A 26,345-nucleotide genomic window follows, 5' to 3' on the forward strand; every position below is an offset into this window, starting at 1 on the left:
TGCGCAGGCGTCTGCCTGTGCCGCAGTGCCTACGGACCGGTCGCCGGCCGCCCGACAGTGACCCTAAATCGTTTTTCCCGCCGCCTGAACAGCAGTTTCCCCGCGGCCTCTCTGAATGACGTTGCACGGTTGACAGCAGAGGACCAAAAGGGGAACTGCCATGACGATTAAAGCCATCGACAGCGGCCCGGCGGGCAAACCGCAGCTGCGCAAATCCCTCAAACTGTGGCAGGTGGTGATGATGGGCCTGGCCTATCTGACCCCGATGACAGTGTTCGACACCTTCGGCATTGTCTCCGGCCTCACCGACGGCCATGTGCCGACCTCCTATTTGCTGGCGCTGGCCGGCGTGTTGTTCACCGCCATCAGCTACGGCAAACTGGTGCGCCAGTTTCCTACCGCCGGCTCTGCCTACACCTATGCGCAGAAGGCGATCAACCCGCACGTCGGTTTTCTGGTGGGGTGGTCGTCGCTGCTGGATTATCTGTTCCTGCCGATGATCAACACGCTGCTGGCGAAGATTTACCTGACCGCGCTGTTCCCGGAAGTGCCGCCCTGGGTGTGGGTGGTGGGCTTCGTTATCCTGATCACCGCCATCAACCTGAAAAGCGTCAATCTGGTGGCCAACTTCAATACCCTGTTCGTGCTGGCGCAGGTGGCGATCATTCTGGTATTTATCTACCTGGTGGTGCGCGGCCTGCACAACGGCGAGGGGATGGGCACGGTGTGGAGCCTGCGGCCGTTCCTCAGCGAGAATGCCCACCTGCTGCCGATCATTACCGGCGCGACTATCCTGTGCTTCTCGTTCCTCGGTTTTGACGCGGTCACCACGCTGTGCGAGGAGACGCCCGACGCCGCCAAGGTTATTCCGCGCGCCATCTTCCTGACTGCGCTGTACGGCGGGGTGATCTTTATTAGCGTTTCGTTCTTTATCCAGCTGTTTTTCCCGACCATTCAACGCTTTCACCAACCCGACGCCGCGCTGCCGGAGATCGCGCTGTACGTCGGCGGCAAGCTGTTCCAGTCGATCTTCCTGTGCGTGACCTTTATCAACACGTTGGCTTCCGGCCTGGCGTCGCACGCCAGCGTGTCGCGCCTGCTGTATGTGATGGGGCGTGACAACGTGTTCCCGGAGAAATTCTTCGGCTATATCCACCCCAAATGGCGCACGCCGGCGCTGAACGTACTGATGGTCGGGCTGGTGGCGTTGTCGGCGCTGTCGTTCGATCTGGTGACCGCTACGGCGCTGATCAACTTTGGCGCGCTGGTGGCCTTTACCTTCGTTAACCTGTCGGTGATCAGCCACTTCTTTATTCGCGAAGGGCGCAACAAAAGCTGGAAGGATCGCTTCAACTTCCTGTTCCTGCCGCTGGTGGGGGCGTTGACGGTGGGGGTGCTGTGGCTGAACCTGGAGAAGAGCTCGCTGACCATGGGGCTTATCTGGGCGACGCTGGGCTTCGGCTACTTGGCCTGGCTGACCCGGCGTTTTCGCCAGCCGCCGCCGCAGCTGGAGCGGCAACCGCAGCAATAAATTCACAGGCGGGAGTTTCCCGCCTTTCTTTTTGGCGCGTGCGGCAGTAGAGTGAAAAAACTGATAAAAAATAACCTATTGGACCTGCCTTATGCCCGCTTTGCCCTTGCGTACCCGCGCCACGTTGCTCGGTTTGTTGGCCATCGTGCTATGGAGCAGCGTCGTCGGCCTGATCCGCAGCGTCAGCGAAGGGCTGGGGCCGATCGGCGGCGCGGCGATGATCTACAGCGTCAGCGCGGTGTTTTTGCTGGTGGCGCTCGGCGTGCCGAAATGGCGCAGCTTTCCGCGGCCTTATCTCATCGTCGGCAGCCTGCTGTTCGTCAGTTACGAGATCTGCCTGTCGCTGTCGCTCGGCTACGCCAATACCCGCCTGCAGGCGATAGAAGTGGGCATGATCAACTACCTGTGGCCCTGTTTCACCGTGCTGATGGCGTTGGCGCTTAACGGCCAAAGAGCGAAATGGTGGCTGCTGCCGGGGCTGCTGCTGTCGCTGTTCGGCATCGGTTGGATCATGAGCGGCGAGGGCGGCTGGTCACCGGCGCAGATGCTGGCCAACGTGCGCAGCAACCCGCTCAGCTACGCGCTGGCCTTCAGCGGTGCGGTGATCTGGGCGCTGTATTGCAACCTGACCAAGAAGATCGCCCAGGGCAGCAACGGCGTGGTGCTGTTCATCGTGCTGACCGCGCTGGCGCTGTGGCTGAAGTACGCCTTCAGCGCGGAAAGCGGCATGCAGTTCAGCCTCGGCGTGACCGTAACGCTGCTGTGCGCCGGGGTGGCTATGGGGGCGGGGTATGCCGCCTGGAACGTCGGCATCTTGCACGGCAACATGACGCTGCTGGCCACCGTCTCCTATTTTACCCCGGTGCTGTCGGCGGTGTTCGCCGCGTTGGTGTTGCACACCTCGCTGACCGTCAATTTCTGGCAGGGCGTGGCGATGGTCACTCTCGGTTCGCTGATCTGTTGGCGGGCAACTCGCGGAAATTAACGGAAATTATCCGCTGTCGTCGCAATGTTGAACTAGAATTTAACTAGCCATGTTGCCTGAAGGAACGACGACGATGAGAAGCGACATTCAATTTATTCAACAGCCTGAAATCGACGTGCATCACTATGAGCGCGGCGATACCGTTCGCCTGACCACGGCGAATTTGCGACATGAATATCAGCTCGACGTTTATATTTTGCGTCGCGACGACAAGCTGATTTACGGCTCGGTCGTCGCGGCGGCGCCCAAGACCGATATTCCGGTCGCCAGTTGGGAGGTGAAAAACGGTGAAGAGGTGGCGTTCCGCCAGGAAAACATCGCCAAAGCGGTGCCGGCGGTGAACTGATTTCACGTTCCGTACTTTCTCCTGATGCTGATGAAGGCCGGCGCTGGCGCGTCGGCTTTTTCTTTTCCACCTCGTGATGACGCCCTGGTGTCATTTGGCTCAAAAACTGCGCTAAAAAACGCGGTGCATGACAAAAATCACAGCGAATGTGAATTTGCATGAAACATAATTTGACAAATGTGAACGCAATCGATTACCTATTCGCGAAATGCGTAACTGGATCACAGATTCTTACAGTCAGTGGTTTCTATAATGCGCGCGTCATCCGAGTTTCTGTGTGAAGACAACGCCAGGTGTCGGCAGACTCATTGTCATCTTTTCTAAACGGGCAGGAAATGGCCCTTTAAGCATGTGGTAATAAAATGAAAAAAATAGCTCTCGCAGCAGGTGTACTGCTCGCAGCGTCTTACAGTGCATCATCAATGGCTGATAGCAAAGACAGTCAATATGTCTCCGACTGGTGGCACCAGAGCGTTAACGTGGTGGGCAGCTACCACACCCGTTTCGGGCCGCAGCTGAATAACGATGTGTATCTCGAATACGAAGCCTTCGCCAAGAAAGACTGGTTCGATTTCTACGGTTACGTTGACGTGCCGAAGTTCTTCGGCGTAGGCAACACCCCGGATCGCGGTATCTGGGACAAAGGCTCCCCACTGTTTATGGAGATTGAACCACGTTTCTCCATCGACAAACTGACCGGCACCGATCTGAGCTTCGGTCCGTTCAAAGAGTGGTACTTCGCCAACAACTACATCTATGATCTGGGCCACAACGCCGACGGCCGTCAAAACACCTGGTACATGGGTCTGGGCACCGATATCGACACCGGCCTGCCGATGAGCCTGTCGATGAACATCTATGCCAAATACCAGTGGGAAAACTACCAGGCTGCCAACGAGAACAGCTGGGACGGTTACCGCTTCAAGGTGAAATACTTCGTACCGCTGACCCAGGTGTGGGGCGGCAACCTGAGCTACATCGGCTTCACCAACTTCGACTTCGGTTCCGATCTGGGCAAGGACAGTGGTAACGCGATCAACGGCAAACAGGTGCGCACCGGCAACTCTATCGCCTCCAGCCATATTTTGGCGCTGAACTACGATCACTGGCACTATTCTTTCGTGGCGCGTTATTTCCATAACGGCGGTCAGTGGCAGGATGGCGCGGATATCGGCACCCCGCAGGGCCCGATCAAGTCTACCGGTTGGGGTTATTACCTCGTGGTCGGCTATAACTTCTGATTTTCCGTGCTATCAGAAACAGAAAACCCCGCCTGGCGGGGTTTTTTTTTCGTCATCACTGGGCTTGTTCAACCGGGAGATGCTTCACCGGCATAAACAGTCTGCCTTTGATCACGTGACATTCATTATTTATCCAACTAATGATTTGTTCACGGCTGACGCCTTCCGACTGCGCGTACTGATGAAGATCGCCGTTAAAGTGCCGAGTGATGTATTCCATGAGGGTCATTTGCACGTCTTTTGCTCCTGAACGCCCACCCGTTGCCAGCCTGGCCACCGCGGGAGGTTGAGGTTTCTCAGACAGCGAATGTAAATTATCGGCAACGAAATCTCAACATAAAGCACCAGATTGGGGCGACAGCGGCGGGAAAAAGAATCCCGCACGGAGAGGCGGGAAATGTTCGCTATTATCATTATGGATGATAAGAATAAGATTTGAGGTGCGACGAAAAAGAGCACGCTAACTCTTTTTTGTTACCTTCCCACGCTAGCGTAAGGCTTATTTTTCTTCAAGAAAAATCTGAGACAAGCATCGGCATTTTCGAGGCATTTTGCGTTAAAACAAGAGAGTGGCGCGAATGCCGTAAAACCGCACTGTCATCTCGGAGTTTTCCTTATACTTTGTCTGGAAAAGGCCAGCTATAGTCAACAGAGTCACCCACGCAGGAATACACAACATGAACAAACGTCGTACGACTCTCACGGTGTTGGCGCTGATTGCATCGCTGGGGTTGTCATCCGCCCCGGCCTTGGCCGACAAAGGCGGCAATGGTAACGGCAACGGAAACGGCCATGGCAACAGCGGCAATCACGGCAATAACGGTAACCATGGCAACAACGGTAACAACGGCAATCACGGCAACAAAGGCAATAAAGATAAAGGCGGCTATAGGAACGACGATAATCTGGTATCCGTCAGCCTCTCGCGCGACCGCGCCCGTTCGCTGGCGCACAACTATGGCCTGACCGGCTACAGCTCGCTGCCACCGGGCATCGCCAAAAATCTGGCGCGCGGTAAACCGCTGCCGCCGGGTATCGCCAAAAAAGTGGTGCCTTACTCGATGCTGCGTGAGTTGCCGCAGTACCCGGGTTATGAGTGGCGTATCGCCGGCGACGATCTGGTGCTGGTCGCACTCAGCACCGCGATTGTGGCCTCCGTGATCAATGGCGTTTTCGACTAACGTTTGTCGAGCGTTATCGGGCCTCGCTGCGGCGGGGCCTTTTTATTTGCCAGCGCGGGGCGGACGTGGTGAACTTTGGGCCTTACGTTTTCACTGCATCATAAGGGAGGCGCCATGTTCAGGGCGTTATTGATAGCCTGCTGTTTGACCAGTTTTCCCGCGTTGGCGGGCGGCGCCGCCGCCATCGGCGAGCTGGTGAACCAACGGCTGTCGTTGATGAAAGACGTTGCCGGTTACAAGGCGCAGCAGCATTTACCGATCGAAGATCTGGCGCAGGAGGCGAAGGTGTTGGCCAGCGCGCAGGCGGAGGCGGGGCGTTTGGGGCTGGAGCCGGCGTCGGTACGGCCTTTTATCACCGCGCAGATGGACGCCGCCAAGGCGATTCAGTACCGCTATCGCGCCGACTGGTTGGCGAACCCGGGATCCGGCTGGGAGCCGCGCCCGTTGGCGCAGGTGCGCCCGCAGATCGCGCAACTGAGCAGCCAGATATTGCAACGGTTGGCGGAGCGGCTGCGTGCCGGCCCGCTCGGCGAGGCGGATCGGGCGGCGTTTATGGCGTCGGTGGATCAGGTGAATCTCAGCGACGCCGACAAACGGCGGCTGGCGGATGCGCTGCTGGCGGTCAAAACCGGCAGCGCACGCTGAGCGTCAGTCGCGGCCGACGGTGCTGCGGCGGAAGGTCAGCATCCGGCTGCGGTTGGCGATGAGATCCACGTTGTAACCGCGGAAATAGAGGCAAAAGCGTTTTAACCACGGGCCGTCCTGGCACTCCACCAGCATGCGGCCCTGGCCGAGCGGGCTGAGTGTGCCGGTCTGCGCCGCCGGGCCGACGCCGATATGCACCCGATTGCCGCGAATTTCAAAGGCGGTGCGATAGTGCGGGTGATACCACAGCCCCTGCACATGCTTCAGGCAGTCGCCGTTGGCCGTCACCGGCAGGAAACGGCGCGCCACATGCCCGACTTCGCCCTCGATCGCTTCACCGGTCCATTTCAATTTGATCGGCATATGGGCGGACAGCGACACCGCGTACCCATCCTCGCCCTGATACAGCGGCTCTCCGCTGCCCAGATAGGCCAGATTGCCGTCTTTGACCTCCAGCCAGTGCGGCTCGGCCAGGGTGGCATAGAGGCCATCGGGGATCGCCGCGCTGCGCTGCGGCAGCGGTTCGCCCAGCAGCGTCGCCATCACCTGTAAGACCATGCCGAAGCTGTCGCAGTCTTCGCGGTTGGCCACCAGCGCGACGCCGGCCTGACGGTCGGGCGCCAGCAGGAAATAGGTTTTGTAACCGGCGTGGGAACCGCCGTGGCCGAGTAAGCGGCGGCGGCCCAGCGGGGTTTGCGCCAGACCCAGGCCATAGGCGCTGAGCTGGCCCTGATTAAGGCGGCGCGGTGCGCCGAGTTGCGCCAGCACGCCTTGGCCGGGGCCCTCGTCGGCCAGCAGCGTTTGCAACCAGCGGGTGAGGGCGTTGAGGCTGCCGGTCAGGCTGCCGGAGGCGGAAAGGTGCAGGCCGGCGCTGGCGTGTTGCCAGCCCTGCGGCGCACGCCAGTAACCCGGCACCAACCCCGGCACCACGTCGAACCAGCTTTCCGGCGCCCGCATCTGCACCTGCAGCGGCCGGGCGATGTGCTGTTGCACCAGTTGGTCAAAATCATACCCTTTGCTGCGCAGCGCGGCTTCCAGCAGCCGATAGCCGGTATTGCTGTAGGCGATCTCGCTGCCGGCTTCGTAGTTCAATTTCTCCAGACCCTCGACAAACTGCATCACCGGCTGCGCCTCGCTGACGGCGTGCAGCGAGATGCCCAGCAGGCCGAGCGTCTCGCGCACGTCGGGCAGGCCGCCGGTCATGTCCAGCGCCTGGCCGACGGTAACGTCCGCCAACGCGGGCTGCAGGGCGGGGAGCAGTTCACCCAGGCGTTGCTCCAGCCGAATGGCGCGCTCGGTGGCGTTCAGCGCCAGCGCGGCGAAGATATGCTTGGTCACTGAGGCATAACGCACCACGCTGTCGGCGGTGAAGGGGGTGTTCTGCGCCAGATCGGCCAGGCCGGCGCAGGCGGTGGCGCGGCGTTGTTGGGCGTCAAACAGGGTGATGGCGCCGCCGGGTTCGCCATGCCGTTGCCAGCCGGCCAGCAGTTGTTCGGCCAAAGCGCCGGCAGCGCGCCAGTTTAACGGTGTTACAGACATAGGGCCTCCAGAGAGTATTCGAAATGGGCCTGCTCGGCCACACGCCGCCCGGCGCTGAGCGCGGGCTTTTGGGCTGATTGTGGCGCAGTGCGTTTTTCGTCGGCCGCCGTTTTGTGCGCTGTTTGGACCAGCTAGCGGGGAATCACGCGAAACTTTGATATAGCGCGCAGATTGCTGCTGGCGTTGCGGTTAGAGGCAGGAGAAAAACAGGCGCCCGGCGGCGCCTGTAAAGGGGGATCAATTCAGTCTGGCGGCACCGTCCAACAGGCTTTCAATCATCTGCTTGAGCAGGCGCTGCAGCGAGGCGGCGCGCTGGGGCTCGAACGCAAAAGGATACTGTTCGGACATGTAGTTGACCTGCGCCAGTTCGAGCTGGATCGCATGCTGTTGCTGCTGCGGTTGACCATAGGCGCGGGTGATATAACCGCCCTTGAAGCGGCCATTCAGCACGTGGGTGTACTGCTGTTGCTGCTCGCAGCAGGCGACCAGCCGATCGCTCAGCGCCTGGGCGCAGCTTTCACCGCCGTTGGTGCCGAGATTGAGATCCGGCAGCTGGCCGTCGAACAGCCGTGGGATCACCGAGGCGATCGAGTGCGCGTCGAACAGCAGCGCATAGCCGTGGCGCGCTTTGAGGCGCGCCAGTTCGTTCTGCAGCTGCTGATGATAAGGTTGCCAAATTTGCTGCAGGTAGAGGGCGCGTTCTTCGTCCGTAGGCGCTTTGCCCGGCAGGAAGCTTGGGCGACCGTCGAACAGCACGTCGGGATACAGGCCGGTGGTGGCGGTGGTGTACAGCGGCTTGTCGTCCGCCGGGCGGTTCAAATCGATGACGAAGCGCGAGTAGTTGCCGACCAGTACGCTGGCGCCCATCGCCCGGGCGAAGTCGTACAGCTGCGGAATGTGCCAGTCGGTATCGGGCAGCGGGCGAGCGTCGTCGGTCAGCCCGGCTTCGACCGCCGGCGTCAGTTGTGTGCCGGCGTGCGGGATGCTGATCAGCAGCGGCAGGCTGCCGGTCTGGAAGCTAAAAGGATCGCGAATGGTCATTGACGTACTTCTCCTCGGAAAATCACCGTACAGGGCAGCTGGCCGCCCAACCAATAAGCCAGTTCCGCCGGCCGCGACAGCGGCCAGTGAACGAAGTCCGCCACCTTGCCGGTTTCCAGCGTGCCGTGGCTGTGCTGCAGCCCCAGCGCTTTGGCGGCGTGGGTGGTGACGCCCGCGAGCGCCTCTTCCGGCGTCAGGCGGAACAGCGTGCAGGCCATGTTGATCATCAGGCGCAGCGACAGTGCCGGCGACGTGCCGGGGTTGGCGTCGCTGGCGATCGCCATCGCCACGTGGTGTTTGCGGAACAGCTCTACCGGCGGGCATTGGGTTTCACGCAGCAGGTAGTAAGCGCCCGGCAGCAGCACCGCCACGGTGCCGGCGTCGCCCATGGCGCGGGCGTCTTGCTCGGTAGCGTATTCGAGATGGTCGGCGGAGAGCGCGTGATGGCGCGCCGCCAGCGTGCTGCCGCCGAGGGCGGAGAGCTGTTCGGCGTGCAGTTTGACCGGCAGACCGGCGGCTTCGGCGGCGGCGAAGACGCGCTCCACCTGCGCCGGTGAGAACGCCAGATGCTCGCAGAAGGCGTCGACCGCATCCGCCAGACCGGCGGCCGCCGCCTGCGGGATGATGGTGTCGCAGACCAGATTGATGTAGTCGTCGGCGCGGTTGGCGTATTCCGGCGGCAGCGCATGGGCCGCCAGACAGGTGGTTTTCACCTCGACCGGCAGCAGCTCGCCCAACTTGCGCGCCACCCGCAGCATTTTCAGTTCGCTCTCCGGGCTGAGGCCATAGCCGGATTTGATCTCCACGCAGGTGACGCCTTCCGCCAGCAGCGGCCGCAGGCGGAACAGCGCCTGCTCCAGCAGCAACGCTTCGTCGGCCTCGCGGGTGGCTTTCACGGTGGAGATGATGCCGCCGCCCTGCGCGGCGATGTCGGCGTAGCTTACGCCGTTCAGCCGCTGTTCGAACTCGCCGCTGCGATTGCCGCCGAACACCAGGTGCGTGTGGCAGTCAACAAAGCCGGGGGTGATGATGCCGCCGTCGAATTTCACCGTTTCGTCCGCGATAAGATCGGGCGGCAGCGCCGCATGTTCGCCAATCCAGACAATCTTGCCGTCGTGTACGGCGATCGCGCCGTCGGTCAGGGTGTGATATTTACCGTCGCGCATGGTGACGATATCGGCGCCGTGCCACAGGCTGTCACAGTGGATCTCAGACGTCATTGCTTTCCTCCGCCGGAGCCGCAGCTCCCACATGGTTGTATATACAATTAAAAATAACCTAACGCATTCACCGGGATGTCACAAGAGGCGGGCGAGATTTTGTTATCAGGATGTGATCGACAGCGGAGATGCGGGCGCAGGGCGCGCCCGCCGGGGTTCAGACTTCGCTGGTGAAGCGGCCGAACAGCTGATAGCGGCTGCCGGGGTACAGCAACCGCGCCGAGGTCACCACGGTTTTGCCGGACCAGGTGCGGCGATGGATCAGCAGGCCGGGTTCGTGATCCTCCAGCTGCAGCAGCTCGCGCTCCCGCCGGGTGGGGATCACCGCTTCGACGATGTGTTCGCCGGCGGTCAGCGGCGCGGCCTGCGTCAGGTAGGTGTAAGGGGTGACGCGGTCGAAATCCTGCTTCAGGTAATCCGGCGCCACCAGCGGGTTGACGCAGCGGTCTTCCACCTGCACCGGCACGTCGTTTTCGTAATGCACGATCTGGGAGTAGAACAGCCGTTGGCCGGGCTGAATGCCCAGCGCCGTCGCTTCTTCCTCGCTGGCCGGGCGGGCCTTCAGCTCGAGGATTTTACTGCTGTGGCGATGACCGCGCGCGGCGATCTCATCGGCGATGTTGTGCACTTCCAGCAGTGCGGTATGCGCCTTGGCTTCGGCGACGAAGGTGCCGACGCCCTGCATGCGGATCAAAAAACCTTCGCTGGTCAGCTCGCGCAGCGCGCGGTTGATGGTCATGCGGCTGACGCCCAGTTCCGCCACCAGTTCACTTTCGGAGGGCACGCGCTGGTGCGGTTGCCAATGCCCCGCACGGATTTGATTCACGATCGCCTGTTTGACCCGTTGGTAGATCGGGGCGGGGGCATCGCTCATTGCAGCCGCCAGTTGTAACACGGTCTGTTGTTCAGCCACGACGTTAACCTCGTCAAATAAAAAAATAATAACACCAGTTTACTGTTGATGTCGGCGTATGTATATGTATATACAACTAGTGGCCGTCGCGCCAGAAACTTGCCGGCGGCCGCCAAAAAATTCCTGAATGCGCGCCATCGCCGCGCCTCATTCACCGTTACATCAACCGTGGAATACTGACATGCCTGCTTATTTTGCCCCACGCGCTTTGCTCCCTGAGGGCTGGGCGCATAACGTCCGGCTGGACGTCGATGCGCAAGGTTACCTGACTCAAGTTACCGCCGACGCTGAACCGCAAGGCTGCACCCGGCTGCACGGCGACGCGGTGCCGGGCATGCCGAACCTGCACTCCCACGCTTTCCAGCGCGCGATGGCGGGGCTGGCGGAAGTGGCGGGCAACCCGCAGGACAGTTTCTGGACCTGGCGCGATCTGATGTACCGCCTGGTGCAGCGTCTGACGCCGGAGCAGGTGGAGGTGGTCGCCCGTCAACTGTATATCGAAATGCTCAAGGGCGGATACACCCAGGTGGCCGAATTCCACTACCTGCATCACGACGCCGACGGCAAGCCTTACGCCGATCGCGGTGAGATGACCGGCCGGCTCAGCGAGGCGGCGCATCAGGCCGGCATCGGCATGACGATGCTGCCGGTGCTGTACAGCTACGCCGGTTTCGGCGCGCAGCCGGCCCAACCGGGGCAGAAACGGTTTATCCAGGATGCCGAAGGCTATCTGCAACAGCAGCAGGTGATTGCCCGCCAGCTGGCGGATCGCCCGTTGCAGAATCAGGGGCTGTGCTTCCACTCGCTGCGTGCGGTGGAGCTGGGGCAGATGCAGCAGATTTTGGCCGCGTCGGATCGCACCTTGCCGGTGCATATTCATATCGCCGAGCAGCAAAAAGAGGTGAACGATTGCCTGGCGTGGAGCGGGCAGCGCCCGGTGGCCTGGCTGTATGACCATCTGCCGGTGGATCAGCGCTGGTGTCTGGTGCACGCCACCCATCTGGATCGCGACGAGCTGGAAGCGCTGGCGCGCAGCCGCGCGGTGGCCGGCCTGTGTCTGACCACCGAAGCCAACCTCGGCGACGGTATTTTCCCCGGCGACGCGTACCTGCAGCAGCAGGGGCGCTGGGGCATCGGTTCCGACAGCCACGTTTCGCTCAACGTGGTGGAAGAGCTGCGCTGGTTTGAATACGGCCAGCGGCTGCGCGATCAGCGTCGCAATCGCCTGACGACGCCGGAACAGTCGGCGGTGGGCGATGTGCTGTACTCGCAGGCGCTGCAGGGCGGCGCGCAGGCATGCGGCGCGCCGATCGGTCGGCTGCAGAGCGGCTATCGCGCCGACTGGCTGGTGCTGGACGGCGACGATCCGTATCTGGCGGCGGCGCCGGACGCCTCGATCCTTAACCGCTGGCTGTTCGCCGGCGGCAAAGAGCAAATTCGCGACGTATTCGTCGGCGGCCGGCAGGTGATCGAGCAGGGACGGCACGCGCTGCAGCAGCAGAGCAGCGCCGAGTTCCTGCAGGTGCTGAAAACCTTTCAGCAGGAGGCGTAATGGGCCTGACCCGTTTTAACTTTGCCGCGCTGCCGGTCAGCCCGTGGCGCAACGGCGGTGGGGAAACCCGCGAAATCGTCAGCTGGCCGCCGGGCGCGCAGGATTTTGACTGGCGCGCCAGCATCGCCACCATCGCGCAGGACGGGCCGTTTTCCGCTTTTGCGGGCATCGATCGTTCGATCACCCTGCTGGAAGGCGACGGCGTGCGGCTGTTCAGCGCTGGGCATATCGACCATCAGTTGGCGCGCGTCGGGGAGCCGTTCGCGTTTTCCGGCGACGTGGCGCTGGAAGCGACGCTGCTGGGCGGCGCCAGTCAGGATTTCAACATCATGACGCGCCGCGGCCGGCAGGCGGCCGAGGTGCGGCGCAGCACGGCGCCCGTCACCCTGCTACCCAACCGGGCGGGCGTGCTGTATGTGCTGAGCGGGGTCTGGTCGCTGCCGGGGGGCGGCGAGCTGCGGGCGCGCGAAGGCGTCTGGTGGGCGGCGCAGGCGGTGAGCGGCGAGGTGAAGCCGCTGACGGCCGACGGCGCTATTCTGTGGGCGGACATCACAGCCTGCTAACGCGGAGTAGAGTCCTGCGCCTGGTTATGGGATTATTCACTTTTCCTCATTAATCATAAAGAAGGGCGCATGGCTTCGCTGAAAGACGTCGCAAAACTTGCCGGAGTCTCGTTGATGACGGTGTCCCGCGCCATCAATGAGCCCGGCAAGCTGCGGCCGGAAACCTATCGGCGCGTCAAACAGGCTATCGACCAATTGGACTATGTGCCGGATCTGTCGGCGCGGCGTATTCGTGGTGACGGAAATCGCGTACAGACGCTCGGCGTGCTGGCGCTGGACACCGCCACGACGCCGTTCTCGGTGGACATGATCCTGTCGATTGAAAAAACCGCGCGCGAGCACGGCTGGAACAGCTTCGTCGTCAATCTGTTTGCCGACGACAACGCCGAACAGACCGTCGATCTGCTGCTGGCGCATCGCCCGGACGGCGTGATCTTCACCACCATGGGGCTGCGTCAGGTGGATGTGCCGGCCAAACTGTTGGACAAAAGGCTGGTGTTGGCCAACTGCGTCAGCCCGGCGCATTCGATCGCCAGCTACATTCCTGATGACGAGCAAGGGCAGTATGACGCCACGCGCACGCTGATCGCCAAAGGCTATCGTTCGCCGCTGTGCATACATTTACCGGCGGATACGCTGGCGGCGGGGCTGCGCCGCCGCGGTCTGGAGCGCGCCTGGCGCGATGCAGGGCGCGATGTTGAACAGCTGCGGCAGTATCATCTCGATCTGAGCGGCGGCGATCAAGGCTATCGCGACTGCGTCGCGCTGCTGGCGCGGCATTTCTCTGCCGGCCGGCGCGATTGCGATGTCGTGGTATGCGGGAACGATCGGATAGCCTTTCTGGTTTATCAGGTATTGCTGGCGCAAGGATGGCGGATACCGCAACAGGTGGCGGTGCTGGGCTACGACAACATGGTTGGCATCGGCGAGCTGTTCCTGCCGGCGTTGACGACGGTGCAATTGCCGCACTACGAGCTGGGCCGCCTTGCGGCGCTGCATGTGATCGAGCAGCGGGAACAGTGTGATACGGTGAAAGTGCCTTGCCCGCTGTTGGAGCGTGGTTCGCTGTAACCGCACCGGGTGCGTCGCTGCGCGCCCGGTGCTCATTCCCACTATCCCCAGATGCTAGCCAACTGCCATCCTGTGATGGGCTCGAACTCTGCCCGTCCGCCCTCGGCAAACAGGCTGAGGCGGCGATCCTCCTCCGTCGGATAAATGCGGCTGGTCAGGCAGGCCAATCCCTGATTAACGAAAATCTCCAGCGATGAACGGTCGATAAAGATCCGCAGCGACAGGATGTCACCCTCCGGCAGCGGCACGCTGCGGCAGGTGCTCAGGGCGGGGTTTTCATGAAAACGTTCCAGTACCAGTCGGTGCGCCTGATTATCGACGAACAGCCGCGCTGCACTCCCGATGGCCAGCCCGTAACGCTCGGCGTCGTTGTCGGCCGGTCTCAATGTCAGAGTGAGTTCCTGCACATCGTTCGCCAGCGGCAAATGCTGATTGGTCAGCGTCTGCGCCAAAAACGAGTGCGATTCTCGGCGCAGCGCCGCCAGTTCACGCGCCGGGTTCATGCGAACGCTGCCGTCGGCGGCCAGCGTCAGCTCGCGCGGCAGGGTGAGGGCGCCGGCCCAACGGTGCGCTTTGCTGGGCATCGGTGATTCCCACATATCCATCCAGGCAAACAGCAGCCGACGGCCGTCGGCGGCGGTGAAGGTCTGCGGCGCATAGAAATCGTGGCCGGCATCCAGCTCGCAGAAGGGCTGGGTCACCCTGAAGTCGCCGTCCGGCCGCCAATGGCCGAGCAGATAGCCGCTCTGGAAGCGATTGCGGTAGCGGTAGCCCTGCGCCGCCAGGCCCTGCGGCGAGAACAGCAGCAGGTGCTGTTCCCCCAGCGGGAAGAAATCCGGGCATTCCCACATATACCCTTGATGCGCCGTTTGCGCGCCGACCAGCACCCGATCGAAGCGCCAGGCGCGCAGGTCTGCAGAACGGTACAGGCGTACCTGGCCCAGGCCGTTTTCTTTAGCGCCGACCACCAGCCACCATTCGCCGTTCTCGCGCCAGACTTTCGGATCGCGGAAATGCTGAATGCCGTCCGGCGGGGCCAGCACCGGCCCGTGCTTGACGAAGCGTATGCCGTCTTCGCTGGTGGCCAGACATTGCACTTCCCGCACCTGGCTGTCGTCGCCGGGCTCGCCCAGCCACACGTGGCCGGTGTAAATCAGCGTCAGCACGCCGTTGTCATCCACGGCGCAGCCGGAAAAGCAACCGTCTTGGTCATAGGGCGCATCGGGTGCCAGGGCGATGGGCTGGTGCTGCCAGCGGATCAGATCGCGGCTGGTCGCGTGCCCCCAGTGCATGGGCCCCCAGTGTTCGCTATAGGGGTGATGCTGGAAGAAGGCATGATAGACGCCGTCAATACAGATCAGGCCGTTGGGATCGTTGATCCAGCCGGCGGGCGGCGCGAGATGGAACTGCGGATAGTAATCGTCTCGGCGCTCTGCGCGCAGGGCCTCGACCGCATGGTCGGCTTGAGCTAAGGCAGTGTTCATTGGACAGACTCACTTGATTTAATGGCGGATGGAAAGGGCGCTGCCGTGGCGGAACGTTCGCCGCGCAGCAGGAAACAGGAAACAAGCGTCGTGGCGGCGACCGCGCAGCCCATCAGCAGATAGGTGTCGGCAAAGCCGATGCGGTCATAACCGTAGCCCGCCAGCGGCGACAGGAAGCTGGCCATCACCTGGGTGATGAATTGAAAGCCCACCAGGTACAGCGTGGAGGAGAGGCGGCTGTCGAAGCGGCTGGCGATGTATTTGAAGATAGCGATCAGCAGGATCGGCAACTCTACGGCGTGCAGCAGTTTCATGGCGGAGATCATCAAGGCGCCGCTGACCAAGCCGGAGCCGAACATGCGCAGCGCCATCACGCTGCCCGCCAGCAACAGCCCCTGCTTGGCGCCGATGCGGTTCACCAACAGCGGAGCCAGAAACATACCGCCGGCTTCGAGGAAGACCTGCAGCGAGTTGAGAAAACCGTACATCTCGTTGCCCTGTTCGCGTGACGCGAACTGTGAGGCGAAGTAGACCGAAAATTGCTGATCGAAAACGTTGTATACGCTGATGCCGAGCACAAACACCACCAACGCCCAGAAGCCCGGCATGCGCAGCAGCGCCAGCGCGTCCTGCAGCCGCAGGTTCTCCGGTTTGCCAAACGCCAGGCCGGCCATGGCGTTCGGCTTCAGCTCGCGCACCTGGCTGAGCAGCACCAGGAACACCACGGCGGCGGCGGAGGCCAGCCAGAAATTGATGTTCGGATCGATATTGAAGATAAAACCGGCCAGAAAGGTGGCGCTGGCCCAGCCGAGCGAGCCCCACATGCGGGCGCGGCCGAATTCGAAACCGCTGATGCGGCTGACGCGCTCGGTATAAGATTCCAGCGCGCCGATGCCGGCGAAGAAAGTGGCACCGATGAACAGCCCGCCGACCAACGCACCCAGCGGCAGGCTGCTCGCCAGCAGCGGGGCGTAAACGTAGATAAAGAACGGGCCGGTCAGCAGCAGCATCACGCCGAGAAACTGCAGCAGGTGCTTGCGCAGCCCAAGTTTGTCCTGAATAAACCCGTACAGCGGCTGTGCGCACAGCGCCACCAGCGAGATAGCGGAGAAGATCAGGCCGGTCTCGGCGCCTTTAAGACCGATCTTCTGATTCAGCCAGAGTGAGATCAGTGAAAAGCTGGAAGACCAGGTGAAGAAAAAGAAGAACAGCAGGCCGCTGAGCAGCACGTAATATTTTTTCGTTTCGCGGTTCATGGATAAGGTCCCGGTGAGTGAAATCAGCTTTATTGTTAACGTTAACTCGCGAAGGGATGAAGCTGTCCGATATCACACATGCGATGTTAATCACAAAAGTTAACGTTAACATTATTGATTTGTGATGTTTCTCACGCAGAGACGCGGATTAACGAGCGTGGTTACTCATCCTGCGGGGGGACATGAAACGGCGGTGATTGGCTGGCGGCCGCAAAGCGGGCGATCAAGAAATCCAACAGCAGGCGCACGCGCGGCGGCTGATAGGGCGAGCGGCGAAACACGGCGTAGATCCCGGCTTCATGCGGGGTGAAGTCGGGAAGAATGACGTTCAGACGCCCGCTGCGGATATCGTCCGCCGCATCCCAGATGGTTTTACGCGCGATGCCGTGCCCCGCTAAAGCCCACTGGCGCGCCAGCGCGCCGTCATTGGTCTCCCAGGCGCTCTCCAGCGGCACCGTGTGGCTCCAGGCCTGGCCGTCCAGGGAGAAATGGAACGTATTCAGCGGGCCGGCTGCGGTCACCAGTACGATAAAACGATGGCCGGTGAGATCGGCCGGCGTGCGCGGCTCGCCATATTGCGCCAGATACGCCGGAGAGGCGCACAGCACGCGTCGGCTGGCGGCCAGGCGCCGCGCGATGAGCGTTTCTTCGCGCGGCGCGCCGAAACGAATGGCGATATCCAGATCGTCCTGCAGCAGGTTGGATAGGGAGTCCGACAGTGTCAGCGCGATCTGCAGCCGGGGGTGTTCGGCGCAAAATTCTTCAATCCACCGATTGAGAAGGTTGCGCCCGAAATCGGCGGAGGCCGAGAGGCGAAGTTTACCGCACACGCCGCTTTGGCTGGCCTGCAGAGCCGCCTCGCCGTCGGCAATCGCCTGCAACGCGAGGGTGCAGTGTTGCAGATAAATGCGCCCTTCTTCAGTGAGACGCAGGCGGCGAGTGGTGCGATCGAAGAGTTTACTGTGCAGCGCCGCTTCCAGCTTGAACAACCGCGCGCTGGCGGCGGCGGGGGAAAGGCCGAGTTTGCGGCCGGCGGCAGAAAGGCTGCCCGATGCCGCCGCTTCGGCAAATAAACGCATGTCGCCCAGTCTGTCCGTTGCCATTTTTATCAATCTGGATTTGAAAATAATTCAAATGGTAGGCCAATTATCAATCCGTATGCAAGGTGAGACGCTGATGACTCTGCAATTGACCATGGGAGTTGTTAGTAATGAATGTTCACTCTGTTTCCACCGATAACGATAATGCGCATGGCGCGCTGCCGCCGCTGAAAGCATTGCTGGCGCTGACGATGAGCAGCTTCATCGCGACCGCTAATGAGACTGTGCCGGCCGGCATGCTGCCGCAGATAGCCCGAGGCATGAGCATCAGCGAGGCGTGGGCGGGGCAAATGGTGACGTTGTGCGCGCTGGGCGCCGGGGCGGCGGCGATCCCGCTGACGTTGGCGCTGGGCGGGTGGCCGCGTCGCCGACTGCTGCTGTTGGCGATCGGCATCTTTTTGATCTGCAACGCGGTGACGGCGTTGTCACCCTGTTTTGGCGTGACGCTGGGGGCGCGCTTTTTGGTCGGCATCGCTACCGGGGTGACGTGGAGTCTGCTCGCGGGTTACGCGCGCCGCCTGGCCATCGTCTCATTGCAAGGGCGGGCGATGGCGATCGCCATGCTGGGGATCCCGCTGGCGTTGGCGTTGGGCGTACCGATGAGCGCCTGGCTTGGCGAACTGTTGGATTGGCGCTGGATTTTTGCCGTGCTGGCGAGCTTGAGCGCGTTGCTGCTAGTGTGGATCCGGCTGACGCTGCCCGAATTTTACGGTCGCCGAACGCCAGGCAATGCGCGTTTGCGCGAGGTTTTCTGTCTTCCCGGCGTGCGGCCGATCCTTGCCGTATTGGCGTGTTGGATCCTGGCTCATTACACGCTGTATACCTATCTTGCGCCCTATCTTGCCGCGCGCGGCCTGGCGGCCAGAGTGGATTTGGCGCTGTTGGCGTTCGGCATCGCCGCCGTTGCGGGCATTGCGCTGACCGGCTTATGGGTGGATCGCTGGCTGCGTGCGCTGGTGCTGTTCAGCCTGGCGGCCTTCGCGTTGGTGGCGCTGGCGTTTGGCGTGAACGGTTTGCCCGCCGGGGCGGTTTACGTTGGCATGGCGGCATGGGGATTGAGTTTCGGCGGTGCGCCAACGCTGTTGCAGACATCACTGGCGGATGCAGCGGGTGAGCATGCCGATCTCGCCCAGTCGCTGCTGGTCACTTTCTTTAATCTGGCTTTTGCCGTCAGCGGCGCGTTGGGCGGAATTCTGCTGGCAAACGTCGGCGCTAACGCCATCCCGTGGATGGCTTTTGTCCTGTTGCTGGTGGGGTGGAGCATTGCCTGGGGCAGTGCAAAGCGCGGCTTCAGCGCCGAACGCCGCGCCGCGGCGCGCTGAGGGGGCGGCGTCGCCCCCTGTAGCGAGATTAACGTTCGTTCAGCGAACGCAGGTGATCGTCACGGCGCAGCGTCATCAGCGCAAACAGGCTGACCACCGACGTGGAGACCACGTAGTAGGCGGGAATATCGATATTGCCGGTCTGTTTGATGAGGCCGGTGATAATCAACCCGGCCGAGCCGGAAAACACCGCATTGGAAAGTGAGTAAGCCAGCCCCAAACCGGTATAACGCACCCGGGTCGGGAACATCTCCGCCAGCATCGCCGGGCCGGGACCGGCCAGCAGGCCGACTACGGCGCCGGCGATCATCACTGCCAGCCCTTTGACCCACAGTGAACTCTGCGCATCCTGCAACAGGTGCAGCAGCGGAAAGGTGAACAGGATCACCGCCGCCACCGCCGTCAGCATCACCGTTTTTCGTCCCAGCCTGTCGCTGATGATGCCCGCCGGCAGAATAGTCAGGGCGAAACCGACGTTGGCCAGCACCGTCGCCACCAGCGCCTGTTGGAAGGTGGCGTGCAGCGAGGTTTGCAAATAGGAAGGCATCACCACCAGGAAGGTATAACCGGCGGCCGACCAACCCATCATGCGGCCGATGCCGATCAGAATGGTTTTCACCACGCCGCCCAGTTTCGCTTCCGGCGGTGGGGCGGCGTGTTCCGCACGTTGCTGCGCCTGGGTGAACGTGGGCGTTTCCTCGAGCTTGAGCCGCAGCCACAGCGCCACGGCGCCCATCGGCAGCGCCAGCAGGAAGGGAATACGCCAGCCCCAGTCATGCAACTGCTGAGCGCTGAGCAGCGCGGCCAGCAGCGCCACCAGTCCGGCGCCGGCCAGCAGGCCGAGCGCGACGGTCAGCGATTGCCAAGCGCCGAACAGCCCGCGCTTGCCCTTGGGAGCAAACTCGGTCATCAGCGATACCGCGCCGCCGAATTCGCCGCCGGCGAACAACCCCTGAAACATGCGCAGCAGCGTCAGCAGCAGCGGGGCGGCGACGCCGATCGAAGCGTAGGTCGGCATGACGCCGATCAGCGCGGTGGCCAGCGTCATCAGCAGCAGAACCGCAATCAGCGTCGGCCGGCGGCCGATGCGATCGCCGATGCGGCCGAAGATCACCGCGCCGATCGGTCGGCAGAAAAACGCCAGCGCAAAGGCGGCGTAGGTGAGGATCAGGCTGGTGATTTCATTTTCACCCTGCAGGGTGAAAAAATTGGCGGCGATAACGGTGGCCAGGAACCCGTATACGCCGAACTCATACCATTCGATAAAGTTGCCGACCGAGCCGGCCAGCAACGCCTGACGCGAGCGGCGCGCGTCGAGAGTCTGTTGATTCATCCCCGTTCCCATACTTTTGAATTATTGTTCATCTGTTCTAAATTTATACGACAAAACAATCAATTGATTTCAGCGGGAACTGTGAGGCGCTCAGCGCATGCCCTCGATGCGCCACCATCCGGGGCACACATCGGCGAAAACGCGGATTGCGCCGCATTGTGAGCCGCATTCATCTGTGGCATGTTAATTGTTCAATTTATGTCACTATTTTGCGATGCCCCCATGAATGCTGCTTACCCGTTCAAACAGGGCGATCTGTTCGCCTTGACCGTTTTTCTGGCCGTCGCCACCCATCGCAGCTTTCACGCGGCGGCGGTGGAGCTGGAGGTGACGCCGTCGGCGGTCAGCCACTCGATAAAAAACCTGGAACAGCGGCTTGGGGTGAGGCTGTTCAACCGCACCACGCGCAGCGTGGCGCCGACCGAAGCGGGTGAGCGTTTGGCGGCGCAGCTGCGCCCGGCGCTGTCGTCTATTTCGCAGGCGCTGCATGAAGTGGATGAATGGCGCGCCACGCCGAGCGGCACCGTGCGCATCAACGCCAGCGAAGGGGCAGTCAGGCTGGTATTGCGTCCGTTGCTGGCTGATTTTCTGCGCGAGTACCCCCATATCCACCTGGATATCGTCTGCGACGGCAAGTTGAGCGATATCGTCGCCGAGGGGTTTGATGCCGGCATTCGGCTGGCGGAAGCCGTACCGCAGGACATGATCGCGATGCGCGTCAGCCCGCCCGTGCGTTTCGCCGCCATCGCCGCGCCCGGCTATTTCGCCGTCCATGGGCGCCCGGCGACGCCGCAGGATTTGCTGTGTCATAACTGCATCCGCTTTCGCTTCGACAGCGGCACGATTTACCGCTGGGAATTCGAACGTGATGGCGTGAGCGAGTCGATCGGCGTTACCGGCTCGCTGACGCTGACCGATCAGCCTCTGATGGTGGACGCCGCCATCGACGGTATCGGCATCGCTTTCGTTCCTGAACATTTGGCGCTGGAAGCGCTGCACGATGGGCGCCTGGAGCGCGCGCTGGACGCGTGGTGTCCGGCTTATCCGGGGCTGTGCCTCTATTACTCCGGCCATCGCCACGTGTCGGGCGCGCTGAAGGCGTTGATCGAGTATCTGCGCGCGGCGCAGTCCTGATGCGTTCGCGTTCTGCTTTTGGCTACGCCAATTAGTGAGCCGCCTTCATCTCCACAGTGAGGTTCGCCTGCATTGTTGCGGCGTGGAGCCTGCCTTACGCTCATGAGGAGACGCCGGGCAACCGCCGGGCGCCACCCTGCTGCGAGGAGTTGATGATGGATAAGAAGATGAAAGCGGTAGTTATGACCGGCGCCAACCGGCCCTGGGAAATCAGACAGGTGCCGATGCCCCGCACAGAGCCGGGCCAGGTTCTGGTCAAAGTGCACGCCTCGGGCATGTGTTATACCGACGTATGGGCGACGCAAGGATATGGCGGCGATATCTACCCGCAAACGCCCGGCCATGAAGTGGTGGGGGAAGTGGTTGAGGTAGGGGCCGGCGTGCATACGCGGCAGATTGGCGATCGCGTCGGCACCACCTGGGTGCAATCGGCCTGCGGCCGCTGCCCGTACTGCCGTGAGAATCGGCCGCTAACCGGGCAAACGGCGATGAACTGCCCGGCGCCGCGCACCACCGGTTTTGCCGCCCAGGGCGGCCACGCCGAGTATATCGCCATCGCCGCTGAAGGCACGGTGTTGCTGCCGGACGGGCTGTCTTACATCGACGCCGCGCCGATGATGTGTGCGGGGTATACCACCTGGAGCGGCCTGCGCGACGCGGCGCCGCTGCCGCATGAGACGGTGGCGGTGTTAGGCATTGGCGGGCTGGGGCACGTCGCGTTGCAACTGTCGAAAGCCTGCGGTTTCGATACCGTTGCCATCACCCACTCGCCGGACAAGCACGCGCTGGCGAAGCAACTGGGCGCCGATCGCATCGTCGCCTCCGGCCAGGCGCTGCGGGAGAACGGCGGCGCGGACATTCTGCTGGTGACCACCAATGACTTCGACTCCGCGCAGGAGGCGATGAGCGGCTTGCGGGTCGATGGCCGCGTGGTGCTGTGCGGGCTGGACTTCAGTAAACCGTTCGCGATCTCTTCCGAAGGTGTGCCGTTCCATATGATGCGTCAGCGGGTGATCGGATCGACCCACGGTGGGCAGCGCTACCTGAGTGAGGTGCTGAACCTGGCGGCGAAAGGCAAAGTGAAACCGATGGTCGAGACTTTCACGCTCGATCAAGCCAGGGACGCTTATGAGCGGCTTGCCTCCGGCAACATGCGTTTTCGTGGGGTTTTCGTGCCGTCGGCGATGTGAGAAAGGGCCGAGGGTTCGGCCCTTGCAGACAGGTATGAAGGGCGCTGCGGCGCCCTGGTTGCGTTACAGCTTCGGCCCGGCGTTCACCAGTTTTTCGCCCGCCGGAGTGACGGTATATTTGGCGAAGTTATCGATAAAGCGCTGCGCCAGATCCTGCGCTTTCTCCTGCCACAGCGATTCGTCGGCATAGGTTTTGCGCGGATCGAGGATAGACGGATCGACGCCCGGCAGCGCGGTCGGCACTGCCAGCCCGAAGATCGGCAGCGTGAAGGTCTCGGCCTGCTCAATGTCGCCATTCAGAATGGCGTCGATGATGCCGCGCGTATCTTTGATCGAGATACGCTTGCCGCTGCCGTTCCAGCCGGTGTTGACCAGGTAAGCCTGGGCGCCGGCGGCCTCCATGCGTTTCACCAGCACTTCGGCGTACTGCGTCGGGTGCAGCGTCAGGAACGCGGCGCCGAAGCAGGCGGAGAAGGTCGGCGTCGGCGCGGTGATGCCGCGCTCGGTGCCGGCCAGCTTGGCGGTGAAGCCGGACAGGAAGTGGTATTGGGTCTGCTCCGGCGTCAGGCGCGACACCGGCGGCAGCACGCCGAAGGCGTCGGCGGTCAGGAAGATGATCTTGCGCGCGTGGCCGGCTTTGGACACCGGCTTGACGATGTTCTCGATGTGATAAATCGGGTAAGAGACGCGGGTGTTCTCGGTTTTGCTGGCGTCGTCGAAGTCGATGCTGCCGTCGGCCAGCACGGTGACGTTTTCCAGCAGCGCATCGCGACGGATCGCCTGATAGATTTCCGGCTCCGCCTGCGGCGACAGCTTGATGGTTTTGGCGTAGCAGCCGCCTTCGAAGTTGAACACGCCGTCGTCGTCCCAACCGTGCTCGTCATCGCCGATCAGCTGGCGTTTCGGGTCGGTAGAGAGGGTGGTTTTGCCGGTGCCGGACAGGCCGAAGAATACCGCCACGTCGCCTTGCTCGCCGACGTTGGCCGAGCAGTGCATCGACGCGATGCCCTTCAGCGGCAGCAGATAGTTCATGATCGAGAACAGGCCTTTCTTCATTTCGCCGCCGTACCAGGTGCCGCCGATCAACTGCATGCGCTCGCTCAGATTGAAGGCGACGAAGTTCTCCGAGTGCAGCCCTTGCTGCTGCCAGTCCGGGTTGGTGCATTTAGCGCCGTTCATCACCACGAAGTCCGGTTCAAAGTCCGCCAGCTCGGCGTCGCTCGGGCGGATGAACATGTTTTTCACGAAGTGCGCCTGCCAGGCCACCTCGGTGATGAAGCGCACTTTCAGACGCGTGTCGGCGTTGGCGCCGCAGAACGCGTCCACCACGAACAGACGCTTGCCGGAGAGCTGATTGCCCACCAGCGTCTTCAGATGCTGCCAGACTTCCGGCGAGAGCGGCTGGTTGTCGTTCTTGCCGGTGCCGTTGTCCGACCACCAGACGGTATCGCGCGTGGTGTCGTCGCGCACGATGTATTTGTCCTTCGGCGAACGGCCGGTAAATTCACCGGTCGCGACGTTGACCGCGCCCAGTTGGGTGAGGGTGCCGCGCTCCAGCGGCGGCAGGTCGGCGCGGGTCTCTTCGGCGAACAGCAATTCATAACTGGGGTTATAGACGATGTCGGCGGCCTGATGGATGCCGTAGCGAGCGAGGGTTTGTGGGGTAACAGCGCGTGAAGACATATTCTACTTCCTTATGAGTCATATTATGCCTCTTTCCCGTGCGGTGCCGCGCGCAGGATTGAGATTCGGATCAAGCTGACCGGATTCAGCTAATGCGTTTCCGGTTCTTTATTAATAAAACAGGGGGCTTTTTCGCCCTCCTATAGCATAGCAGCGAATTTAAGCCTGCTTACTTTAATTACAAAATGCTGACGATAATTAATTAAAACCAACCTTGGCGGAGGGTCACAATATTGAATTTCGCCGGCGTAATTTAGTTTTGCATTTTTATTTTTTATCATATTGTCAGGGCTGTCTACTGTTTTATTTCTTATTAGAAAAAGCGAAATCCACAATAGGATTTTTCGTAATCATTTGTTTTTGCTTGGCTATGGCAGAGTTTTTGCGCCAGGTGAATCTAACCGTACTGTACGCTTGTCAGCAGGGTGAATAATGAAACAGATAAATGCAGAACTGGCCTGTGATAAAAATACGGCATCGTCCGAATCCTCAGGGTTAATTAATCAACTTCGTCAAATGGATATCGGCGCGGTACCGATCGCCTTGTTTATCACGATTTGCGCCATCGTGGCGATTTCCGCCTACGCCAACTTCCTGCCGAAGAATATGATCGGCGGCCTGGCGGTGATAATGACGCTGGGCTTTGCGCTGGCGCAGTTGGGAAAAAGTATTCCCGTGCTGCGCGATATCGGCGGGCCGGCCATTCTGTGTTTGATGGTGCCGTCGGTGCTGGTCTATTTCAATGTCTTCCAACCTAACGTCATGGGCACCGTCCATCTGCTGATGAAAGACGCCAACCTGCTCTATTTCGTCATCGCCAGTCTGGTGGTCGGCAGCATTCTCGGCATGAACCGGGTGATCCTGATCCAGGGGATGATTCGCATGTTCGTGCCGCTGGTGGTGGGCACGATCACGGCGGTGATCACCGGGCTGCTGGTGGGCAAGCTGTTTGGCTTTACCTTCTATCACACCTTCTTCTTCATCATCGTGCCGATCATCGGCGGCGGCATCGGCGAGGGGATTTTACCGCTGTCGCTGGCCTATTCGGCGATCCTGGGCTCGACGCCGGACATCTATGTCGCGCAGCTGGCGCCGGCGGCGGTGCTGGGCAACATCTTCGCCATCGTGACCGCCGGGGTGCTGGCGCGCATCGGTATGCAGCGCAAGGCGCTGAGCGGCGACGGCATGCTGATCCGTTCGGCGCAGGAGAACGCGATGTTCGCCATCAAGGAGCAAGGCGGCAACGTCGATTTTCAACTGATGGGCGGCGGGCTGCTGGTGATCTGCGCCTTCTTTATCGTCGGCGGCCTGTTCGAACACATCGTGCATATTCCCGGCCCGGTGCTGATGATTCTGTTCGCGGTGCTGTGCAAGTACTGCCGGGTGATCCCGGCTTCGATGGAAACCGGCGCGCACAGTTTCTACAAGTTCGTCTCCACCGCGCTGGTGTGGCCGCTGATGATCGGTCTGGGCATGCTGTACGTGCCGCTGGAAAGCGTGGTGGCGGTGTTCTCGGTCGGTTATGTGGTGGTCTGCGGCTCGGTAGTGCTGTCGATGGGGCTGGTCAGTTTCCTGATTGCGCCTTACCTGAAGATGTTTCCGGTGGAAGCGGCGATTGTCACCTGTTGTCACAGTGGCCTGGGCGGCACCGGTGACGTGGCGATCCTGTCGGCGTCGAACCGCATGGGGCTGATGCCGTTCGCCCAAATCGCCACGCGCATCGGCGGCGCTTCCACGGTCATCGGTGCGACGCTGCTGCTTGGTTGGTTAGTCTGAGTCCAGAGTATCTTATGGATAACCGGGGTTGGATTGCCCCGGTTTTTTTATGCATTTTTTTTCGCTTATCGTGATAGTGCTGATTATTGCCTTGAAAATCATTCGTGTGGCGCAAATGCATAGCCGTACTTTATCTAAGAAAATTCTGTAATCGGTGAAAATGTGTCTATTCTTTTCTCTTAAGGGATTATCGTTCTCATTCAGAGTGCCGAGGGAAGGCGCCATCGCATTACCGATAT

The 26,345-nt window shown here is 61.3% G+C and carries 23 protein-coding genes; 13 read left to right on the top strand and 10 right to left on the bottom strand.

Annotated features, from left to right (window positions below; translation table 11 throughout):
* Window positions 1-160: 160 nt before the first annotated feature.
* The 4 genes from GT753_RS06350 to GT753_RS06365 all read left to right on the top strand — a co-directional run bounded on the left by GT753_RS06350 (window position 161) and on the right by GT753_RS06365 (window position 4,103).
* Entirely contained in the window at window positions 161-1,531 is a 1,371-nt protein-coding gene (locus tag GT753_RS06350) for an APC family permease (protein WP_004941289.1), read from the top strand.
* 91 nt (window positions 1,532-1,622) lie between these two features.
* Window positions 1,623-2,516 carry an aromatic amino acid DMT transporter YddG gene (gene yddG, locus GT753_RS06355; RefSeq protein ID WP_048323071.1) on the top strand — a complete coding sequence of 298 codons (894 nt, stop codon included), beginning with the start codon at window positions 1,623-1,625 and terminating at the stop codon, window positions 2,514-2,516.
* Window positions 2,517-2,589: 73 nt separating this feature from the next.
* A complete protein-coding gene (locus GT753_RS06360) occupies window positions 2,590-2,862 on the top strand; it encodes a hypothetical protein (RefSeq protein WP_004941292.1) in 273 nt (90 codons plus the stop codon).
* 362 nt (window positions 2,863-3,224) lie between these two features.
* Window positions 3,225-4,103 carry a nucleoside-specific channel-forming protein Tsx gene (locus GT753_RS06365; RefSeq protein ID WP_031300510.1) on the top strand — a complete coding sequence of 293 codons (879 nt, stop codon included), beginning with the start codon at window positions 3,225-3,227 and terminating at the stop codon, window positions 4,101-4,103.
* A 55-nt stretch (window positions 4,104-4,158) separates the two neighbouring features.
* Here the strand turns inward: GT753_RS06365 and GT753_RS06370 are convergent, their stop codons facing one another.
* The gene (locus tag GT753_RS06370; RefSeq protein WP_031300509.1) at window positions 4,159-4,338 is read right to left on the bottom strand and encodes a hypothetical protein; all 180 of its coding nucleotides are present in this window, start codon (window positions 4,336-4,338) and stop codon (window positions 4,159-4,161) included.
* Between the two features lie 442 nt (window positions 4,339-4,780).
* Here GT753_RS06370 and GT753_RS06375 point away from each other — a divergent pair, with 442 nt between their 5' ends.
* Both GT753_RS06375 and GT753_RS06380 read left to right on the top strand, forming a co-directional pair.
* Window positions 4,781-5,284: an anti-virulence regulator CigR family protein gene (locus GT753_RS06375; RefSeq protein WP_004941297.1), complete on the top strand. Its 504-nt coding sequence runs from the start codon at window positions 4,781-4,783 to the stop codon at window positions 5,282-5,284.
* Between the two features lie 114 nt (window positions 5,285-5,398).
* Complete coding sequence (locus tag GT753_RS06380; protein ID WP_031300507.1) at window positions 5,399-5,929, top strand: chorismate mutase; 531 nt, start codon at window positions 5,399-5,401, stop codon at window positions 5,927-5,929.
* 3 nt (window positions 5,930-5,932) lie between these two features.
* On the opposite strand, the gene GT753_RS06385 is transcribed toward GT753_RS06380, so the two are convergent.
* From GT753_RS06385 to hutC, 4 genes are all read right to left on the bottom strand, one after another.
* Window positions 5,933-7,468 (bottom strand): serine hydrolase, encoded by a 1,536-nt coding sequence (locus tag GT753_RS06385; protein ID WP_015377642.1) that lies wholly within the window; start codon window positions 7,466-7,468, stop codon window positions 5,933-5,935.
* 237 nt (window positions 7,469-7,705) lie between these two features.
* A complete protein-coding gene (gene hutG / locus GT753_RS06390; RefSeq protein ID WP_004941302.1) occupies window positions 7,706-8,509 on the bottom strand; it encodes an N-formylglutamate deformylase in 804 nt (267 codons plus the stop codon).
* Window positions 8,506-9,729 (bottom strand): imidazolonepropionase, encoded by a 1,224-nt coding sequence (gene hutI, locus GT753_RS06395; protein WP_160125398.1) that lies wholly within the window; start codon window positions 9,727-9,729, stop codon window positions 8,506-8,508. The genes hutG and hutI overlap by 4 nt, the downstream gene beginning before the upstream one ends.
* 157 nt (window positions 9,730-9,886) lie before the next feature.
* The gene (hutC, locus tag GT753_RS06400) at window positions 9,887-10,642 is read right to left on the bottom strand and encodes a histidine utilization repressor (protein ID WP_015377644.1); all 756 of its coding nucleotides are present in this window, start codon (window positions 10,640-10,642) and stop codon (window positions 9,887-9,889) included.
* Window positions 10,643-10,823: 181 nt separating this feature from the next.
* Here hutC and GT753_RS06405 point away from each other — a divergent pair, with 181 nt between their 5' ends.
* From GT753_RS06405 to GT753_RS06415, 3 genes are all read left to right on the top strand, one after another.
* On the top strand, window positions 10,824-12,194 hold the full coding sequence (locus GT753_RS06405) for a formimidoylglutamate deiminase (RefSeq protein ID WP_021505522.1): 1,371 nt from the start codon (window positions 10,824-10,826) through the stop codon (window positions 12,192-12,194).
* Window positions 12,194-12,757: a HutD family protein gene (locus GT753_RS06410; RefSeq protein ID WP_021505521.1), complete on the top strand. Its 564-nt coding sequence runs from the start codon at window positions 12,194-12,196 to the stop codon at window positions 12,755-12,757. The genes GT753_RS06405 and GT753_RS06410 overlap by 1 nt, the downstream gene beginning before the upstream one ends.
* Window positions 12,758-12,826: 69 nt before the next feature.
* Window positions 12,827-13,828 carry a LacI family DNA-binding transcriptional regulator gene (locus tag GT753_RS06415; protein ID WP_075684875.1) on the top strand — a complete coding sequence of 334 codons (1,002 nt, stop codon included), beginning with the start codon at window positions 12,827-12,829 and terminating at the stop codon, window positions 13,826-13,828.
* A gap of 41 nt (window positions 13,829-13,869) precedes the next feature.
* Here the strand turns inward: GT753_RS06415 and GT753_RS06420 are convergent, their stop codons facing one another.
* From GT753_RS06420 to GT753_RS06430, 3 genes are all read right to left on the bottom strand, one after another.
* The gene (locus tag GT753_RS06420; protein ID WP_075684874.1) at window positions 13,870-15,312 is read right to left on the bottom strand and encodes a glycoside hydrolase family 32 protein; all 1,443 of its coding nucleotides are present in this window, start codon (window positions 15,310-15,312) and stop codon (window positions 13,870-13,872) included.
* Window positions 15,309-16,568, bottom strand: a complete 1,260-nt coding sequence (locus tag GT753_RS06425; protein WP_004941315.1) for an MFS transporter — start codon at window positions 16,566-16,568, stop codon at window positions 15,309-15,311. Before GT753_RS06425 ends, GT753_RS06420 begins: the two co-directional genes overlap by 4 nt.
* A 161-nt stretch (window positions 16,569-16,729) precedes the next feature.
* Window positions 16,730-17,671 (bottom strand): LysR family transcriptional regulator, encoded by a 942-nt coding sequence (locus GT753_RS06430; protein WP_160125399.1) that lies wholly within the window; start codon window positions 17,669-17,671, stop codon window positions 16,730-16,732.
* Window positions 17,672-17,778: 107 nt separating this feature from the next.
* Here GT753_RS06430 and GT753_RS06435 point away from each other — a divergent pair, with 107 nt between their 5' ends.
* Window positions 17,779-18,990: an MFS transporter gene (locus GT753_RS06435; RefSeq protein ID WP_076740299.1), complete on the top strand. Its 1,212-nt coding sequence runs from the start codon at window positions 17,779-17,781 to the stop codon at window positions 18,988-18,990.
* A gap of 28 nt (window positions 18,991-19,018) precedes the next feature.
* On the opposite strand, the gene GT753_RS06440 is transcribed toward GT753_RS06435, so the two are convergent.
* Complete coding sequence (locus GT753_RS06440) at window positions 19,019-20,323, bottom strand: MFS transporter (protein ID WP_088381506.1); 1,305 nt, start codon at window positions 20,321-20,323, stop codon at window positions 19,019-19,021.
* 222 nt (window positions 20,324-20,545) lie between these two features.
* Between GT753_RS06440 and GT753_RS06445 the strand changes: the two genes are divergently transcribed.
* The gene (locus GT753_RS06445; RefSeq protein WP_160125400.1) at window positions 20,546-21,457 is read left to right on the top strand and encodes a LysR family transcriptional regulator; all 912 of its coding nucleotides are present in this window, start codon (window positions 20,546-20,548) and stop codon (window positions 21,455-21,457) included.
* 167 nt (window positions 21,458-21,624) lie between these two features.
* Complete coding sequence (locus GT753_RS06450) at window positions 21,625-22,647, top strand: alcohol dehydrogenase catalytic domain-containing protein (protein WP_160125401.1); 1,023 nt, start codon at window positions 21,625-21,627, stop codon at window positions 22,645-22,647.
* A gap of 63 nt (window positions 22,648-22,710) precedes the next feature.
* Here the strand turns inward: GT753_RS06450 and pckA are convergent, their stop codons facing one another.
* Window positions 22,711-24,330 (bottom strand): phosphoenolpyruvate carboxykinase (ATP), encoded by a 1,620-nt coding sequence (gene pckA, locus GT753_RS06455; RefSeq protein WP_160125402.1) that lies wholly within the window; start codon window positions 24,328-24,330, stop codon window positions 22,711-22,713.
* Between the two features lie 432 nt (window positions 24,331-24,762).
* On the opposite strand from pckA, the gene GT753_RS06460 reads away from it, so the two are divergent.
* Window positions 24,763-26,106, top strand: coding sequence for a 2-hydroxycarboxylate transporter family protein (locus GT753_RS06460; protein WP_088381508.1), 1,344 nt, complete (start codon window positions 24,763-24,765; stop codon window positions 26,104-26,106).
* Window positions 26,107-26,345 lie beyond the last annotated feature (239 nt).

Source organism: Serratia sp. Z4, assembly GCF_009900725.1.
Taxonomy (GTDB): domain Bacteria; phylum Pseudomonadota; class Gammaproteobacteria; order Enterobacterales; family Enterobacteriaceae; genus Serratia; species Serratia nematodiphila.

Bases quoted from the DNA above. Each gene is read 5' to 3' on its own strand.
- GT753_RS06350 (WP_004941289.1), top strand. From the start codon at position 161: ATGACGATTAAAGCCATCGACAGCGGCCCGGCGGGCAAACCGCAGCTG.
- yddG (WP_048323071.1), top strand. From the start codon at position 1,623: ATGCCCGCTTTGCCCTTGCGTACCCGCGCCACGTTGCTCGGTTTGTTG.
- GT753_RS06360 (WP_004941292.1), top strand. From the start codon at position 2,590: ATGAGAAGCGACATTCAATTTATTCAACAGCCTGAAATCGACGTGCAT.
- GT753_RS06365 (WP_031300510.1), top strand. From the start codon at position 3,225: ATGAAAAAAATAGCTCTCGCAGCAGGTGTACTGCTCGCAGCGTCTTAC.
- GT753_RS06375 (WP_004941297.1), top strand. From the start codon at position 4,781: ATGAACAAACGTCGTACGACTCTCACGGTGTTGGCGCTGATTGCATCG.
- GT753_RS06380 (WP_031300507.1), top strand. From the start codon at position 5,399: ATGTTCAGGGCGTTATTGATAGCCTGCTGTTTGACCAGTTTTCCCGCG.
- GT753_RS06385 (WP_015377642.1), bottom strand. From the start codon at position 7,468: ATGTCTGTAACACCGTTAAACTGGCGCGCTGCCGGCGCTTTGGCCGAA.
- hutG (WP_004941302.1), bottom strand. From the start codon at position 8,509: ATGACCATTCGCGATCCTTTTAGCTTCCAGACCGGCAGCCTGCCGCTG.
- hutI (WP_160125398.1), bottom strand. From the start codon at position 9,729: ATGACGTCTGAGATCCACTGTGACAGCCTGTGGCACGGCGCCGATATC.
- GT753_RS06405 (WP_021505522.1), top strand. From the start codon at position 10,824: ATGCCTGCTTATTTTGCCCCACGCGCTTTGCTCCCTGAGGGCTGGGCG.
- GT753_RS06410 (WP_021505521.1), top strand. From the start codon at position 12,194: ATGGGCCTGACCCGTTTTAACTTTGCCGCGCTGCCGGTCAGCCCGTGG.
- GT753_RS06415 (WP_075684875.1), top strand. From the start codon at position 12,827: ATGGCTTCGCTGAAAGACGTCGCAAAACTTGCCGGAGTCTCGTTGATG.
- GT753_RS06420 (WP_075684874.1), bottom strand. From the start codon at position 15,312: ATGAACACTGCCTTAGCTCAAGCCGACCATGCGGTCGAGGCCCTGCGC.
- GT753_RS06425 (WP_004941315.1), bottom strand. From the start codon at position 16,568: ATGAACCGCGAAACGAAAAAATATTACGTGCTGCTCAGCGGCCTGCTG.
- GT753_RS06430 (WP_160125399.1), bottom strand. From the start codon at position 17,671: ATGGCAACGGACAGACTGGGCGACATGCGTTTATTTGCCGAAGCGGCG.
- GT753_RS06435 (WP_076740299.1), top strand. From the start codon at position 17,779: ATGAATGTTCACTCTGTTTCCACCGATAACGATAATGCGCATGGCGCG.
- GT753_RS06440 (WP_088381506.1), bottom strand. From the start codon at position 20,323: ATGAATCAACAGACTCTCGACGCGCGCCGCTCGCGTCAGGCGTTGCTG.
- GT753_RS06445 (WP_160125400.1), top strand. From the start codon at position 20,546: ATGAATGCTGCTTACCCGTTCAAACAGGGCGATCTGTTCGCCTTGACC.
- GT753_RS06450 (WP_160125401.1), top strand. From the start codon at position 21,625: ATGAAAGCGGTAGTTATGACCGGCGCCAACCGGCCCTGGGAAATCAGA.
- pckA (WP_160125402.1), bottom strand. From the start codon at position 24,330: ATGTCTTCACGCGCTGTTACCCCACAAACCCTCGCTCGCTACGGCATC.
- GT753_RS06460 (WP_088381508.1), top strand. From the start codon at position 24,763: ATGAAACAGATAAATGCAGAACTGGCCTGTGATAAAAATACGGCATCG.